Source organism: Bradyrhizobium sp. Ken64 (genome assembly GCF_055807555.1).
This window is the reverse complement of record NZ_JBVVPA010000005.1, coordinates 350,230-366,801: the sequence shown is the minus strand read 5'-3', so window position 1 is coordinate 366,801 and position 16,572 is coordinate 350,230. Positions and strand designations below refer to the sequence as shown.

Here is a 16,572-nt window from a genome sequence, read left to right as displayed (position 1 = left end):
TGCGCTCAGACGGCAAATTCGGGCGCGATCGACGGGCTATCCTCGATGACGCGGCTGTGGTGGGCCGGCCGTCCCTCGAGCCATAGCAACACGGCCGCGAGGGGCTGCGGCCGATGATAGAGAAAGCCCTGGCCGAACCTCACGCCCATCTCGCGCATCGCCTGGGCCTGCTCGGCGCGCTCGATGCCTTCGGCCACCAGAGTGAGGCCCAGCGTGCCGGCGAGCGACGCGATGACGCCCACAATCGCCTTGTCTTCCGCACTGTCGGGGATCTCGCTGATGAAGGCCTTGTCGATCTTGACCTTGTCCAGCGGAAACCGCCTGAGATGGGCGAGTGAGCTGTAGCCGGTGCCGAAATCGTCGAGCGCGATGGTGGCGCCCAGGCGCCGCAGGCGGTGCAGTGTCTCGGATGCGCTGGCCATGTTGTTGATCAGCGATCCCTCGGTGATCTCGAGCTCCAGCAATGATGCCTCGACGTCGAAGCGTCCGCAGGTCGCGCGCAACTCGGCGGCGAACGAATGGTCGGCGAGCTCGGACGGCGGCAGATTGATCGCGATCCGGATCTGCGGCCTGCCGGCCGCAGCCAGGTGTTGCAGCGCGCGGCAGGCATCGGTGAGCACATAGCGCGTCAGCCGCGCATTGTTGCCGCTGCGCTCGATCAGCGGCAGGAATTCGCCCGGACCGATCACGCCATGTTCCGGATGGCGCCAGCGGATCAGCGCTTCCAGGCCGACGATGTCGTGGCTTTCGAGATCGACCTGGCTTTGATACCAGACCTCGAATTGCCTCTCGTCGAAGCCCGTGGGAATGGCAAGTTCGAGATCGCGGCGGCGGCGATAGTCGCGCTGAAGCGCTTCGTCGAGGACCGCGACCGTGCCAGGCGCCTTGGTCTTGGCATGGTAGAGCGCGATGTCGGCGAGCGCCGGCAGATGCGAAAGCTCGGGATCTCCGGCACGGCGCACGGCAAGGCCGATGCTGGCACGCGGCACGACCTGCTTGTCGTGAAGCCGGATCGGTTCGGAAATCGCATCCAGCAAGTGGCGCGCAAACCTCTGCGCGCTCTCCTCGTTGCTGACCTCGGGTCGGATGACGACGAATTCATCGCCGCCGAGCCGCGCCACCCAGTCTTGCGGTTCGACCGCACCACGAAGGCGCGCGGAAATGTGCACCAGGAACTTGTCGCCGGAATCATGGCCAAAGGTGTCGTTGATGCCCTTGAAGTCGTCGAGATCGATGAAGCAGAGCGCGATCAGCGCATCCGGCGAGCCGGCATCGTGGCTGAGGGTCGCGAGGTGCTCGGATAGCGAGCGGCGATTGGGCAGCCCCGTGAGCGGATCGTGTGCGGCCATGTGGCCGAGCCGGTCGAGCGCACCAGACGTCGTGTGCTGCATGGCGTTGAAGGCGTGCGCGAGCTGACCGAACTCGTTCGAGGATTTGACTTCCGCAGGATAGGCGCGGCCGTCCTGCTTGCTGCGCTGGATCGCGGACATCATTGCCGCCAGCGGCCTGCCGATGAAGATGTTGGCGGAGATCCGCATGGCGATCAGGGTCGCAAACGTTCCCAACAGGCCGACGACCAGCAGCAGCACCAGTCGGCTGCCCGCGTCCGCGTAGAGCGCCGCATGCGAATATACGATCGCGATGCGGCCTGCTTGCACCGCCATGTTGCCGTTGCTGTAGTTGATCGGACGCGAGACTTCCGTCACCGCCTGCCCCGCAGGGCGCGCCAGCACGCGGGCAATCGCGATACCGGTATCATCGTAAACGGCCGCCGCGGCGATGCTCTCGTCGTGCATGATCTCGTTGAGCACGCTCGTGACCTGGTCGTAACGCATCTTCCAGAGCGGTTCGGCGATCAGCTCGGCGCGGCTCTCGGCGACGCGGGCAATGCGGGCGTCGAGCTGCCTGATCTGCGACCAGAAGCTCGAGGCCTCGACGCCGGCGGAGGCGAGCAATTGTACCAGCAACAGAACAGGTACGGTGGCCCAGATCATTGCGCGGACGACCGAGCGCAAGCGCGGCGGCGCCACCTGCTGCCTGCGATCCGGACCGGTCATATCGTCACCGTTTCGCATCAGTCGGCAGCGCCTTCCACAGGGGTCAGCGACGAGATGAGCGCATCGACGGAGAAGTCGTACTGGCCGCAGTGCCCTGCCTTGGCCTTGAAGCGCGCGAAATCGATCCGATCGAAGGCACGCGTGGTGATGAGGTCGCCGACCGCAGCGAGGTTGTCGCGCGTGATCGCGGAGGTCTTGACCTCGATGCGGGGTGATACGGCCGCGAAATCGCAGCCGTCTGCGTAGTCGCGCAAGAGAACGATCGACCAGCCGCCGAGCAGGAAATGCCCGCCGTCGGTCAGGAGCAGGCGGCCCGCCTTGATCTCGCGCAGCGCATCCTCCGACCAGTTGAGGCCGACCAGCTGGATGTTCCGCCCGGGCGTGAGGCCGGCAGCGCTCACCGCGCGAAGCGCACCGAGCGCCATCGGATCGTTTCCGGCCCATATGCCCGCAGGCCGGATCTCCTTGCGTGCGGCCCAGCTCAGATAATTCGTGGTGACATGCTCGGCCTCCGACCGCGTCCAGTTGGCGAACAGCATCCGATCCACCACGACGTCGGGCGCGGCGTCCACCGCGAGCTTGAGACCCGCGTTGCGGGCGATCGAGGCCGGCGTGATCTCGTCGCCACCGATGCCGAGAATGTGGATCTTGCCGTCCGGGCTCTGCCATTTCTCGGCACGCGCCGCGTCGATCAGGGCATTGGCCATCCGCGCGCCCGCGGTCTGAAGATCCGTCGTGATGTCGCCGAGCCAGGTCTTGAGCTTTTGACGCGGCGGTCCAAGACGCGCCGCATCGTCGCCGATCAGCGTGTTCGAGAGCAGCAGCGTCCTGACCCCGGCGGCCTCGGCCGCCTCCATGATCGGGACGGCTGCGGATTCCTCATTCGAGAGAATGAGGAAGTCGGGCTTGTCGCTGCGTGCCACCACGCCGAACCCGAGCTCCTGCATGGTGCGGTAATTGCGCTCGCTGGTCAGCACCTCGACATGCGCGCCGAGCTTGCGGCCGGCGGCCTGCATGGTCAGCGAAACCATGTCCCAATAGACCTCGCCGGTCTTGCCCGGGTTGACGAAGACGACGTTGAGGCGCTTCGCGTCGGCCGCCCTAGCGCCAGGCGGCATGAGAAAGCCGCAGACGACCCCCACAGCAAGCAATATCCGCAAAAGTCCCGTCATTCGTTTCGCCATCCCGTATTGGTTCCGAAGCTGGACCCGCGTCCGCTAACATTTGGCAAAGTCCGGCCTGTTGCGGCGGCATACAGCTAACAAAGGGTGTATCCGGCGTACCGAATTGCGATATTCGAGGTGCGCCCGGACTCACTCTCTTGACCCGTCATTCCGTGCTATGAGCAAATCTGAAACCCTCGACTCGCTGTCCCCGGGCGCTCGCTGTCCTCATGGCCAAGAACACACTTTCCTTCGTCTGCCAGAACTGCGGGGCGGCCTATAACCGCTGGCAGGGCAAGTGCGAGTCCTGCGGCGAGTGGAATACGCTCGCGGAGGAGGACACGACCGGCAGCGTGCCGGTGTCGATCCGCTCCAAGCGAAAGGGGCGGACGTTCGCGCTGGAGAGCCTGTCCGGAAAAACCCAGGACGCCCCGCGCCTGTCCTCGGGCATGACGGAGCTCGATCGCGTGACCGGCGGCGGCTTTGTCCGCGGCTCGGTGCTGCTGGTCGGGGGCGATCCCGGCATCGGCAAGTCGACGCTGCTGACGCAGGCCACAAGCCTGCTCGCGCGCGCCGGGCACCGCGTCGTCTACATCTCCGGCGAAGAGGCGGTCGCGCAGGTGCGGTTGCGCGCGGAACGGCTAGGGCTGTCGGATGCGCCGGTGCAGCTCGCCGCCGAGACGTCGGTCGAGGACATCGTCTCGACGCTGTCCGAGGGCGCGGTGCCCCGGCTGATCGTGATCGATTCGATCCAGACGATGTGGACCGACACGGTGGAATCGGCGCCCGGCACGGTGACGCAGGTGCGCGCTTCGGCGCAGGCCCTGATCCGTTTTGCCAAAAGGACCGGCGCGGCCATCATCCTGGTCGGCCATGTCACCAAGGACGGCCAGATCGCAGGCCCTCGCGTGGTCGAGCACATGGTCGATGCGGTGCTGTCGTTCGAGGGCGAAGGCTCGCAGCAATTCCGCATCCTGCGTGCCGTGAAGAATCGTTTCGGGCCGACCGACGAGATCGGCGTGTTCGAGATGACCGGGCTTGGCCTGCGCGAAGTCACCAATCCCTCCGAGCTGTTTTTGTCGGAGCGCGATCTCGGCACGCCCGGCACCGCAGTCTTCGCGGGCATCGAAGGCACAAGGCCCGTTCTGGTCGAATTGCAGGCGCTGGTGGCGCCGACCTCGCTCGGCACCCCGCGACGGGCCGTGGTCGGTTGGGATCCGAGCCGGCTTTCGATGGTGCTGGCGGTGCTGGAGGCCCATTGCGGCGTCAAGCTGTCCGGCCACGACGTCTATCTGAACGTCGCCGGCGGCCTGCGCATCCACGAGCCCGCGGCTGATCTGGCCGCCGCGGCGGCGCTGGTGTCCTCGCTGGTTAATGCGCAGTTACCCACCGATGCGGTCTATTTCGGCGAGATCTCGCTGTCCGGCGTGGTGCGCCCGGTGGCGCAGACCCCGGCCCGGCTGAAAGAAGCGGCAAAACTCGGCTTCCAGCGTGCCGTGCTGCCCGAATCGGCCCGGGGCGAAGCCGGCGGCGATGCCGGCCTGTCGCTGAACGCGATCAACAGCCTGACGACGCTGGTCGCCGAGATCGCCGCGCGCGGCTCCCGGCGGGGCGAGCAGAGCGCTCCGGCAGAGAAAAATGCCACACCGGCAAGATTCCGCCGTGGAGAGGGTTAGCCGGTGGTGACGTCCCCCGCCCCCGCCGCTATACAGCCGTCACAAAAGCAGCATGGGATTGCGTGGTTGCGGCCTTGCCGGGAACGTCGTCTAGCCCTCACTTAGGGCGGCGGCCAAGCACCGATTCGCTGAGCACCTTGAAGTACGAGCGGACCAGACCAGCCGATGCCAGTAACCATCCTCGACCTGATCCTGCTCGGTGTGATGCTGATTTCGGGCCTGCTCGCCATGGTTCGCGGCTTCATGCGCGAAATCCTGTCGATCGCGGCTTGGGGCACGGCGGCGATCGTCACTCTTTATTCATTCTCGAAGCTGCTGCCGACCGCAAAGACCTATTTCAACAACGATACCGTCGCGAGCGTGGTCGTGGTCGCCGGCGTGTTCGTGGGCACCCTGGTCGTGGTCTCCGTGATCACGGTGCGGATCTCCGACATGATCCTGGATTCGCGCATTGGCGCGCTGGACCGCACCCTCGGCTTTCTGTTCGGGCTGGCGCGCGGGCTTTTGATCGTCGTGGTCGCCTTCCTGTTCTTCACCTGGCTGGTGCCGGACAAGCAGCGCCCGGACTGGGTTACGGGAGCCAAATCCCGCGTGGTGCTGCAGGGAACCGGGGATTGGCTGATGGCCCTCTTGCCTGACGACCCCGAGAACACCATCTTGAAGAGATTCAAGAAAAACAAACCAGATGAAGAGCAAACTGATTCCGAGCAGCAGCCTTCGGGCAGTGGCGACGGATACAGCAAACCGGCTCGTGACAGCCTTAAAAAGCTGATCGAGAAACCCGCGGCGCGTTGATTAAGCCCTAACGAGAGGCTCGGACGAGATGCGAAATCCTGACCAGGACGCCCTACGTGATCTCGGCCCGGCCGCGCTGGAACTTCAAGACGATCTGGAGGGGGATACGCTGCGCGAGGAATGCGGCGTCTTCGGCATTTACGGCCACCCCGATGCCGCCGCCATCACGGCGCTCGGCCTTCACGCCCTTCAGCACCGTGGCCAGGAAGCCGCCGGCATCGTCTCCTATGACGGCGGCCGCTTTCATTCCGAACGCCGCCTCGGCCTCGTCGGCGACACCTTCTCCCGCCGCGAGGTGATCGACCGCCTGCCCGGCACAATGGCAGTCGGCCATGTCCGCTATTCCACCACCGGCGCGACCATCCTGCGCAACGTGCAGCCGCTGTTCGCCGAACTGAATGCCGGCGGCCTTGCGGTCGCCCACAACGGCAACCTCACCAACGGCCTGACGCTGCGCCGCGAGCTCGTGAAGAACGGCGCGATGATGCAGTCGACCACCGACACCGAGGTGATCCTGCATTTGGTCGCGCGCTCCAGGCGCAGCCGCTTCATCGAACGCTATATCGACGCGCTGCGCGAGATCGAAGGCGCCTATGCGCTGGTCTCGCTGACCAACAAGAAGCTGGTCGGCGCGCGCGATCCGCGCGGCATCCGTCCGCTGGTGCTCGGCGAACTCGATGGTTGCCCGATCCTGACCTCCGAGACCTGCGCACTCGACATCATCGGCGCGCGCTTCGTCCGCGACATCGAGCCCGGCGAGGTTATCGTGTTCGACGAGAACGGGCAGGACATTCACAAGCCGTTCCCGCCGATCGCGCCGCGTCCCTGCATCTTCGAATACATCTACTTCTCCCGTCCGGATTCCATCGTCCACGGCCGCTCGGTCTACGAGGTGCGCAAGGCCTTCGGTGCGCAGCTTGCGCGCGAGAGCCACGTGCCGGTCGACGTCGTGGTGCCGGTGCCGGATTCCGGCGTCCCCGCCGCAGTCGGCTACAGCCAGCATTCCGGCATCCCGTTCGAGCTCGGCATCATCCGCAATCATTATGTCGGCCGCACCTTCATCCAGCCGACGCAGGCGATCCGCGAATCCGGCGTGCGCATGAAGCATTCGGCCAACCGCGCCGCGATCGAAGGCAAGCGCATCATCCTGATCGACGATTCGCTGGTGCGCGGCACCACCTCGAAGAAGATCGTGCGCATGATGCGCGATGCAGGCGCCAAGGAAGTGCATTTCCGCCTCGCCTCGCCGCCGATCCTCTATCCCGACTATTACGGCATCGACCTGCCGGACCGCGGCGGTCTTCTTGCGGCGACGCATTCGCTGGAAGAGATGCGCGAGATCATCGGCGCCGACTCGCTCGCGTTCCTGTCGATCGACGGCATGTACCGCGCCATGGGCGAGCCGGGCCGCGACCCCGCCAATCCGAAGTTCTCGGACCATTGCTTCACCGGGGCCTATCCGACCCACCTCACCGACCAGACCCAGACCGAGCAGCAGCCGCGGCAATTGTCGTTGCTGGCGGAGGCGAGCTAGGCTGTCGTCCTGGCCTAGTGCGCAATTGCGCACGGGAGCCAGGACCCATTACCACAAGCCTCTCTGGTTCGAAGAAGGTGTGACAATCATCTTCCCTAGCCATAAACGTCACGGCGTGTGGGTCCTGGCTTTCGCCAGGACGACGCTGGATAGAACCTTTCAATGACAAATCCCCTCGCCAACCGCATCGCTCTCGTCACCGGCGCCTCGCGCGGCATCGGTTTTGCCACAGCCAAGGTGCTGGCCAAGGCCGGCGCTCATATCGTCGCCGTGGCGCGTACGCAGGGCGGGCTGGAAGAGCTCGACGACGAGATCCGCAAGGACGGCGGCAGCGCCACGCTGGTGCCGCTCAACCTCACCGATACCGACGGCATCGCGCGGCTCGGCGCCGGCCTGCACGAACGCTACGGCAAGCTCGACATCCTCGTCGGCAATGCCGGCGTGCTCGGCCCCTCCTCGCCGATCGGCCATATCGAGCTGAAGGCCTTCACCGACGTGATGGCGGTCAACGTCTCCGCGAACTTCCAGCTGATCCGCTGCATGGAGCCGCTGCTGAAGCAGTCCGACGCCGGCCGCGCGGTGTTCGTCACTTCCGGCGCTGCCAACAAGGCCACCGCCTATGTCAGTCCCTACGCCGCCTCCAAGGCGGCGCTGGAAACGCTGGCGCGCGCCTGGGCGCAGGAGACCGCGAATACCAAGCTGCGCGTCAATTTGTTCAATCCCGGCCCGGTCCGCACCCGGATGCGTGCCACGCTGATGCCGGGCGAGGATCCGGCGACACTCGATACAGCCGAGCAGGTCGCCGAATTCATCGTGCCGATGTGCGCGCCTGATTGGACCGAGACCGGCAAGTTCTACGACTACAAGACCCGCAGCCTGATGAGCTTCCGCTCGCCGGCCTGATTGACTTGACGGCCTCCCCGCGATTGACTGCCCGCGCTCAAGCGGCAGCAAGCCGCAAGCCAATAAAGGGAGGTTGCCATGGCACCATGGCGGAATCGCGCAGGCTTTAAGCGTGCGCTCGCAGATGTCTCTCGCGTCCTCTCTGTCCTGATCGCGGCCATCGCGTTTGCGCTTCCGGGCACCGCGACCGCCGGCGATATCCCGACCTTCGCGGTCGATGCTTCCTGGCCAAAGCCGTTGCCGAACAACTGGATCCTCGGCCAGGTCGGCGGCATCACCGTCGACTGGCAGGGCCACATCTGGGTGATCCATCGGCCACGCTCCCTCACCGACGACGAGAAAGGTGCGAGCCTCACCCCGCCGCGTTCCAAATGCTGCGTATCGGCACCGCCGGTGCTCGAATTCGACAGCGACGGCAATCTGCTGCGATCGTGGGGCGGCGCGGGCGAAGGCTATGAATGGGTCGGCCGCGAGCACGGCATCGAGGTCGACGAGCGCGGCTTCGTCTGGGTCGGCGGCAATGCCGACAACGACAACGCCATCCTGAAATTCACGCTCGACGGCAAGTTCGTCGCCCAGATCGGCAAGATCGCGCCGAGCCTCGGCAGCAACGACACGACGCAGCTCGGCAAGCCCGCCGAGACCGCGATCGACAAGGCCGCCAACGAAATCTACGTCGCCGATGGCTACGGCAACCGCCGCGTCATCGTGTTCGACGCAACCACGCTTGCCTACAAGCGGCACTGGGGCGCCTACGGCAACAAGCCCGACGACACCAAGCTGGCGGCGTACGATCCCAAGGCGCCGGTGTCCCAGCAGTTCGGCAATCCGGTCCACTGCGTGAAGCTCGCCAATGACGGGCTCGTCTACGTCTGCGACCGCATCAACAACCGCATCCAGGTGTTCAAGACGGACGGCACCTTCGTGAAGGAGTTCTTCTTCGAGAAGAACACGCTCGGCAACGGCGCGGTGTGGGACATCGCGATCTGGCCCGATCCGAAGCAGACCTGGCTGCTCAGCGCCGACGGCGAGAACAACGAAATCAGGGTGGTCAGGCGAGACGACGGCAGCGTGGTCGGCAGCTTCGGGCACAACGGCCGCAATGCCGGACAATTCCATTGGGTGCATGCCATGGCGATCGACGCCAAGGGTAACGTCTATACCGCCGAGGTCGACACCGGAAAGCGGATCCAGAAATTCAAGCTGACGTCGGACGCGCTGAAATAGCGTCTTGACGCATTTTGCCCAAAAGTTAACCGATGGATGACGCTACGACGCAGCTTCATCCGGCTTTAGGCGCATTGCCGCCGGCCGTGGGACACGGTAGAGCCATCAGCCGGAACAAGGCCCATTCAAGAGAGCCGTCCGCATGTTTGACAATGGAGGAAACCTTTTATGACGACGACGTTCGCGCGCCGCTCTGCGGCCCTTCTGGCCTGTGCCGCCTTCGGTTTTGCCACATCCGCCTTCGCCCAGGACAAGACCGTCAAGATCGGCGTGCTCAACGACATGTCCAGCCTCTATGCCGACATCGGCGGCCCGAACTCCGTGGTCGCGATCAAGATGGCGGTCGAGGATTCCGGCCTGCTCAAGAAGGGTTGGAAGATCGACGTCATCAGCGGCGACCATCAGAACAAGCCCGACGTCGGCGTCAACATTGCCCGTCAGTGGATCGACAACGACAAGGTCGATGCGATCGCGGACACGCCGAGCTCCGGCGTGGCGCTCGCGGTGAGCAACCTCGTCAAGGAGAAGAATGCGGTCCTGCTCAATTCGGGCGCCGCCACCGCGGACCTCACGGGTAAGGCCTGCACACCGAACACGATCTCCTATACCTACGACACCTACATGCTCGCCAACGGTACCGGCAAGGCGTTGACCAAGGCCGGCGGCGACAGCTGGTTCTTCCTCACCGCCGACTACGCGTTCGGACATGCGCTGGAGCGCGATACCAGCGCCGTCGTCACCGCCAACGGCGGCAAGGTGCTCGGAGGCGTCAAGCATCCGCTCAACACGGCCGACTTCTCCTCCTTCCTGCTGCAGGCCCAGTCGTCGAAAGCGAAGATCGTCGGTCTCGCCAACGCCGGCGGCGACACCACCAACGCGATCAAGCAGGCCGCGGAGTTCGGCATTGTACAGGGCGGGCAGAAGCTCGCGGCGCTGCTGCTGTTCATCAATGACGTGCATTCTCTCGGTCTGAAGACCGCCCAGGGGCTGACCTTCACGGAATCCTTCTACTGGGACATGAACGACCAGACCCGCGCCTGGTCGAAGCGCTTCTCGGCGCTGGCCAACAAGAATGCGATGCCCTCCATGACGCAGGCCGGCAATTACGCGATGGTGCTGCATTATCTCAAGGCGATGGACGCGCTCGGCGGCAACCCGCATGACGGTGCCAAGGTCGTCGCCAAGATGAAGGAGCTTCCGACCGACGATCCGCTGTTCGGCAAGGGCCCGTTGCGCGCGGACGGGCGCCGCCTCATCCCGGCCTATCTGTTCGAGGTGAAGAAGCCGGAAGAATCGAAGGGACCGTGGGACTACTACAAGCAGATCGCCACGATCGCGGCGGAAGACGCCGCAAAGCCGCTCAAGGACAGCGAGTGCCCGCTGGTGAAGAAGTAAGAAGTCGCAGGGTGGGTTAGCTCTGCGGCTGCGCAAAGCGCAGTCCGCACGGCGTAACCCACCTCTTCTCCCGCCTCGGACAAGGTGGCGGATTACGCTTCGCTAATCCGCCCTACGGTTCTGATCTCGCCGCTCCCAGCGCCCGCACCGCGATCGCCACGCACGCCACCATCAACACCGCCGCGAGCAGGAAGGGCGCGCCGGGCAGCTGCCACGGCGCGCTCGCGCCGATGAAGTATGAAAACGTCAGCGTGAACAGGAACGGGCCGACGAGCTGCGATACGCTCTGCACGCTCGCGGTCGCGCCCTGCAACTGCCCCTGCTGATCGGGCGCGACCAGCCGCGTCATCAGCGATTGCATGGCGGCGCCCGAAATGCCCCACAGCGACATCACGGGAATGCCGAGCCAGAACAGCGGCCCGGTCGGCGCCGCGCCGAAGATCACGAAGCCGACCGCACCACAGCACAGGCCCGTCAACAAGGCGTTGCGCTCGCCCAGCACGCGCACGATCGGGCCGATCGCGAGCCCCTGCACCACCATGGCGCAGATGCCGACCATCGCCAGCGTCAATCCCACGGTTTTCGAATCCCAGCCGTAGCGATAGGTCGCGTAGAGCACGAAAGTCGAGGGAAGCACGACATGCGCGACCTGCGCGATAAAGTTGACGACGGACAGCGCAGCGAGCACCGCGTTGGAACGCAGCAGGCGGAGCGCTCCGAGCGGATTGGCGCTCCTCCAGCGGAACGGCGCGCGCTTGTCCGGCGCCAGCGATTCCGGCAGGACGAAGAGCCCGTAGAGCGCATTGGCCAGGCTTAAGGCCGCCGAGGCCCAGAACGGCAGGCGCGGATCGATATCGCCGAGCAGGCCGCCCAGCGCCGGCCCCAGCACGAAGCCGGCGCCGAAGGCAGCACCAATCCTGCCGAACACCGCTGCGCGCCGCTCCGGCGGCGTGATGTCGGCAATATAGGCAAAGGCGGTCGAGATGCTGGCCGAGGTGATGCCCGAGATGACGCGGCCGACAAACAGCCAGACCAGCGACGGCGCCAGCGCCATCAGCACATAGTCGGCCGCGAGCCCGAAATTCGACAGCAGCACCACCGGCCGCCGCCCGAAGCGATCCGACAGCGCGCCGAGCACCGGCGAGAACACGAACTGCATCAGCGCCCAGGCGGTGCCGAACAGGCCGAAGATGCGGGCCGCATGCGCCGTGTCGTTGTCGACGAAGCTCTCGATCAGTTTCGGCAGGATCGGCATGATCACGCCGAGCGCGAGCATGTCGAGCAGGATGGTGACGAAGATGAAGGCGACCGCACCGCGCCGGACCGGCGCAGCGCCCTGCGCCATCGCCTCGCCGGCCTCGTTGCTCACGACGGCCGCTTGCGCTTGTGGGCGAACGGATTGGCCTTCTCGCGCAGGGTGATACGCACCGGCGTGCCGGGCAGTTCGAAGGCCTCACGCAGCGAATTGGTGAGATAGCGCAGATAGGATTGCGGCACCGCGTCCGCACGCGAGCAGAACAGCACGAAGCTCGGCGGGCGGGCCTTGGTCTGCGTGATGTAGTTTAGCTTGAGCCGTCGGCCGGACACGGCCGGCGGCGGATTGGCCTGGACAGCCTCCTCGAACCAGCGGTTCAGCGCCGCGGTCGACACACGCCTGTTCCAAAGCGCATAGGCATCCTGGATCGCCTGCATCAATCGATCGATGCCCTCGCCCATCAAGCCGGAGACGGCGACGATCGGCACGCCCTTGATCTGCGGCAGCAGATGATCGGCATCGCGGCGCAGGTTCGAGATCGCACCGCCACCCTTGCTCTCCATCAGGTCCCATTTGTTGACAGCGAGCACGACGGCGCGACCCTCGCGCTCGATCAGGTCGGCGATGCGAAGATCCTGCTCCTCGAAGCGGTTCTGCGCATCCATCATCATCACGACGACTTCGGCAAAGCGCACCGCGCGCAGTGCGTCGGCAACCGAGAGCTTCTCGAGCTTCTCCTCGATCCGCGAGCGCCGGCGCAGACCCGCGGTGTCGAACACGCGAAACTCGCGACCCTTCCAGTTGATCTCGACCGCGATGGAATCGCGCGTGGTGCCGGCCTCCGGGCTCGTCAGCAGGCGCTCCTCGCCGAGCAGATGATTGATCATCGTCGACTTGCCGGCGTTCGGCCGCCCGACGATCGCGACCCGGATCGGACGCGTGGCCGCCTCCTCCTCCGTCAGCGGCTCGTCGTCCTCGACGTCGTCCTCCTCGACGGGCTCCGGCATCAGCTCTCTCAGCGCGTCATAGAGCTCACCCAGGCCCTCGCCGTGCTCGGCCGAGATCTGGATGGGATCGCCGAGGCCGAGCGCGAAAGCCTCCATCGCGCCGGCATCGCCATGCTTGCCTTCGCTCTTGTTGGCGACGAGCAGCACCGGCTTGTTGGCCTTGCGGGCGAACTCGGCGAAGGCGCTATCGTTGGGTGTGAGGCCCATGCGGGCATCGATCACGAAGAACAGCGCGTCGGCCTGTGCGATCGCGGCCTCCGTCTGCTCCTGCATGCGGGCGGTCAGCGAGCCCTTGGCGCCCTCATCGAGGCCGGCGGTATCGATGATCGTGAAGTCGAGATCGCCGAGCCTGGCCTCGCCCTCGCGGCGGTCACGGGTGACCCCGGGCAGGTCATCGACAAGCGCGAGCTTCTGCCCAACCAGGCGGTTGAACAGCGTCGACTTGCCGACATTGGGTCGGCCGATAATGGCAATCTTAAAGGACATGGGTCATTCGTGCGCTGCCGGAGCCGCGCCTGTCAATGAAATGAAAAATTAGCGCGAGAAGCTGCCGCTCGGCATCGGCGCCGGGAAGGCGCCCTGCGTTTGCTGCTGGGTGGTCTGGGTCGGTTGCGCCTGCTGGACGGGTTGATCGGGCGGCGGCGCGGTGGTGCGCTTGCGCACGATCTTCTGCCTGGGCGGCGGAGTGGCCGCGGGCGGCGCGGCCTCGGGTTGGGCCTCGCCATCGACTTCCCCGGCGGGCGCCTCAGCCGGCGCGACGGCCGCGCTGGCCGGCTGCCTGGTCTTTTTCGCCTTGGCACCCTTCGCGGGCTTGGCCGGCTCGGGCGGAGGCTCGGTGGGCAGAGCCGCGACGGCGGGTCCGTTCGGATCGGGCTGTTGCTGTGCGCCCTTGTACATATCCTTCGGAACGCCCTGCTCGAGGCCGGGCACGCCTTCCGGGAACACCAGCTTGCGGTCGCCCGGCAGCTTCTTCTTGGTATCGAGGAAGTCGAGCATGTCGCTCGGATCGAAGCTGGAGCAACCGCCCAGGACGCCCGTGAAGGCGATCAGGACGGCGGCTGCGATCAAGCGTGGCGTGCGGCGCATGTCGGTATCTCGTCTCAGCTCTCGGCTCAGCTCTTCGCTACGGGCGGCAGCAGGGCCTGCAGCGCCTCGGCGCGTGAGCGCAGGCCGGGCGGCGTTTCGCCATCCTCGGCAATCGCGTCGAGCCATTTGCGGGCGGCAGTCATATCGTTGTTGCGCCAGGCCGACAGCGCCAGCATCTCGCGGGCGGTATGACGGAAGGTCGATTTAGGCGCGGTGGAGGCTTCCAGCCGCTGCTGCATGTCGGCATAGCCGGCGCTGTCGAGCAGGAGACCGGCCGCGCGAATCTTTGCCAGATCCTGCCACTCGCCGCCTACGCTGCGGTCGGCGGCGATGTCGTCATACAGCTTGGCGCCCGCCTTGGGATCGCGGGCCGCCGCCTCGGCCGCGGCACGCAGCCGCGCCAGAGTGCGATAGCCCGATGGAGCCTTGGCAGCGAGCTCGGTGAAGGCCGCTTCGGCCTCCGCATGCTTGTCCTGATCGGACAGTTCGGCGGCCTTCTCGAAGGCGGCACCGGCCTCGGCAGCCTTCTTGGCCTCCAGATACTGGTAACCGCGCCAGCCACCCACGGCGGCGACGATCAGCACCATCAGGGCGATGAACAAAATCGAATACTTGTCCCACAGCTTCTTGAGCTGTTCGCGACGTACTTCCTCGTCGACTTCGTCAAATAATTCAGACACTTATGCTTATCCCATGCCCGTCCGGGTGCGCGCGCCAAAGCGTTCGCGTCAGGAATCCCGTCCCCACGTGGCGGCGAGGTACCCTAACGATATGGCGGTGGCAAGGCAAAGCGAGCCCGATCAAGGCGTTAACCACCCGGGACAGCCCGGAGAGACCGCCTCCTCGGGTCAGGTCCCCAGCAGCTCCCGCAACTGCCGCTTCAGCACCTTGCCATTGGCATTGCGCGGCAACGGCTCCGCGGTGATCACCATGGTCTCCGGGACCTTGTAGTCGGACAGCCGCTCCGCGCACCAGGCCCGCAAGGACTCGCTGTCCACCGGTGCGCGCGCCACCACCACGGCGTGAACGCGCTCGCCCAGCACCGGGCACGCCTTGGCGACGATCGCGCTCTCGACCACGGCCGGGTGGCCGGCCAGCACGGATTCGACCTCGGCCGAATAGATCTTCAGGCCACCGCGATTGATCATGTCCTTCTGCCGATCGAACACCCGAACAAATCCCTCCGCGTCGACCGAGCCGAGATCGCCTGAATGCCAGAACCCGCTGGTGAAGCTTTCGGCCGTGGCTTTTGGATTGTTCCAATAGCCCTTGATGACGGAGGCACTCTGGATCCAGAGCTCCCCGATTTCCCCAGGCGGCAGCTCGCGTCCGTCCGCGTCCATCGCCAGGATGCGCGCACCCGGACACGGCAGGCCGACGCTGTCGATATGGCTTGCCGTCAAGCTGCCCGGCATGATCGTGGACGGCGATGTGGTCTCGGTCGCGCCGTAGCAGTTCGCCAGCTCGAGGCCGGGAATGATCGCCTTGAGCTTCTCGATGGTGGCAACCGGCATTGGTGCGCCGCCAAAGCCGCCGATGCGCCAGCTCGATAGATCGTAACTCTCGAAATCCGGCTGGAGCAGGCAGAGATTGTACATCGCCGGCACCATCACCGTGTAGGTGACGCGCTCGCGCGCGGCGAGCTTGAGATATTCGCCGGCCTTGAACTCCGGCATGATGATCAGCGCGCCACCGCAGCAGATCATCGTGGTGATGTTGGCGACGACACCGGTGACGTGGCCGAGCGGCACCGCCGCGATCGAGCGGTCGGCCGCCGTCAATTGCAGGCAGGACACGAAGATCATCGAGGAATGGACGATGTTGCAATGGGCCAGCATCGCACCCTTCGGCTTGCCTGTCGTGCCCGAGGTGTAGAGGATCATGGCGGTGTCCTCCTCGCTCGTCTCGACCGGTGTCGAGGCCGGTGAGTTGTCTGCCAGCACAGCGAAACGCGACAAAGCCGGATCGTCGTCGACAGCGATGCGGTGGACCAGTTCGGGCACATCCGGCAGCCGTTCCGCGAGCGCCGCCTCGTGGATCAGGATTTTGGCGCCGCAATCGCTGAGCACATAGGCGATTTCCGGCTTCTGCTGCCGCGTGCTGAGCAGCACCGTGACGAGCCCCTCATGCGCAGCAGCAAACAGCAGCAGCGGGAATTCGAGGCGGTTGCCGAGCAGGATCGCGACACGATCGCCGCGCTGCAATCCAAGCTTGCGAAATCCCGCCGCGATCCGCGCGGCCTGCTCCGCGGCCTGCCGCCAGCTGAGCCGCACATCGCCTGAGATCAGCGCTTCGCCGTCGGGATTGCGGGCGCAGGCGTCCGCAATCATCGCCCACAGGCTCGACGGCCGATCGCAAAATGCCGGCACGACCCGATCGCCGAAGCGCGCCTCGAACCGCATGGGCGGGATCTGAGAATGCGACCAGTCCATCGGAATGCCTTGGCTTGTTGCTCTCGTTATCTTCCGCGCATG

The 16,572-nt window shown here is 65.5% G+C and carries 13 protein-coding genes; 6 read left to right on the top strand and 7 right to left on the bottom strand.

Annotated elements, in window-relative coordinates; translation table 11 throughout:
- Window positions 1–5: 5 nt before the first annotated feature.
- Entirely contained in the window at window positions 6–2,075 is a 2,070-nt protein-coding gene (locus AC0L2F_RS12110) for a putative bifunctional diguanylate cyclase/phosphodiesterase (RefSeq protein ID WP_063992720.1), read from the bottom strand.
- Window positions 2,075–3,229 (bottom strand): ABC transporter substrate-binding protein, encoded by a 1,155-nt coding sequence (locus tag AC0L2F_RS12105; protein WP_473248506.1) that lies wholly within the window; start codon window positions 3,227–3,229, stop codon window positions 2,075–2,077. The genes AC0L2F_RS12110 and AC0L2F_RS12105 overlap by 1 nt, the downstream gene beginning before the upstream one ends.
- 221 nt (window positions 3,230–3,450) lie before the next feature.
- Here AC0L2F_RS12105 and radA point away from each other — a divergent pair, with 221 nt between their 5' ends.
- The 6 genes from radA to AC0L2F_RS12075 all read left to right on the top strand — a co-directional run bounded on the left by radA (window position 3,451) and on the right by AC0L2F_RS12075 (window position 10,750).
- A complete protein-coding gene (gene radA / locus AC0L2F_RS12100) occupies window positions 3,451–4,896 on the top strand; it encodes a DNA repair protein RadA (protein ID WP_473248504.1) in 1,446 nt (481 codons plus the stop codon).
- A 165-nt stretch (window positions 4,897–5,061) separates the two neighbouring features.
- Complete coding sequence (locus AC0L2F_RS12095) at window positions 5,062–5,691, top strand: CvpA family protein (RefSeq protein WP_007592055.1); 630 nt, start codon at window positions 5,062–5,064, stop codon at window positions 5,689–5,691.
- A 28-nt stretch (window positions 5,692–5,719) separates the two neighbouring features.
- Window positions 5,720–7,225, top strand: a complete 1,506-nt coding sequence (gene purF, locus AC0L2F_RS12090) for an amidophosphoribosyltransferase (RefSeq protein ID WP_473248503.1) — start codon at window positions 5,720–5,722, stop codon at window positions 7,223–7,225.
- 162 nt (window positions 7,226–7,387) lie between these two features.
- Window positions 7,388–8,128: an SDR family NAD(P)-dependent oxidoreductase gene (locus tag AC0L2F_RS12085; protein ID WP_473248502.1), complete on the top strand. Its 741-nt coding sequence runs from the start codon at window positions 7,388–7,390 to the stop codon at window positions 8,126–8,128.
- Window positions 8,129–8,206: 78 nt separating this feature from the next.
- Entirely contained in the window at window positions 8,207–9,355 is a 1,149-nt protein-coding gene (locus AC0L2F_RS12080; protein ID WP_473248501.1) for an NHL repeat-containing protein, read from the top strand.
- Window positions 9,356–9,523: 168 nt separating this feature from the next.
- On the top strand, window positions 9,524–10,750 hold the full coding sequence (locus tag AC0L2F_RS12075; RefSeq protein WP_007609280.1) for an ABC transporter substrate-binding protein: 1,227 nt from the start codon (window positions 9,524–9,526) through the stop codon (window positions 10,748–10,750).
- Between the two features lie 112 nt (window positions 10,751–10,862).
- Here the strand turns inward: AC0L2F_RS12075 and AC0L2F_RS12070 are convergent, their stop codons facing one another.
- The 5 genes from AC0L2F_RS12070 to AC0L2F_RS12050 form a co-directional block, all read right to left on the bottom strand.
- Complete coding sequence (locus AC0L2F_RS12070) at window positions 10,863–12,119, bottom strand: TCR/Tet family MFS transporter (RefSeq protein WP_473248500.1); 1,257 nt, start codon at window positions 12,117–12,119, stop codon at window positions 10,863–10,865.
- Window positions 12,116–13,498 (bottom strand): ribosome biogenesis GTPase Der, encoded by a 1,383-nt coding sequence (gene der, locus AC0L2F_RS12065; protein WP_007609265.1) that lies wholly within the window; start codon window positions 13,496–13,498, stop codon window positions 12,116–12,118. Before der ends, AC0L2F_RS12070 begins: the two co-directional genes overlap by 4 nt.
- A 48-nt stretch (window positions 13,499–13,546) precedes the next feature.
- The gene (locus AC0L2F_RS12060; RefSeq protein WP_473248499.1) at window positions 13,547–14,098 is read right to left on the bottom strand and encodes a hypothetical protein; all 552 of its coding nucleotides are present in this window, start codon (window positions 14,096–14,098) and stop codon (window positions 13,547–13,549) included.
- A gap of 26 nt (window positions 14,099–14,124) precedes the next feature.
- Entirely contained in the window at window positions 14,125–14,778 is a 654-nt protein-coding gene (locus AC0L2F_RS12055; protein WP_473248498.1) for a tetratricopeptide repeat protein, read from the bottom strand.
- 168 nt (window positions 14,779–14,946) lie between these two features.
- Window positions 14,947–16,530: a class I adenylate-forming enzyme family protein gene (locus AC0L2F_RS12050; protein WP_473248497.1), complete on the bottom strand. Its 1,584-nt coding sequence runs from the start codon at window positions 16,528–16,530 to the stop codon at window positions 14,947–14,949.
- Window positions 16,531–16,572: the final 42 nt, after the last annotated feature.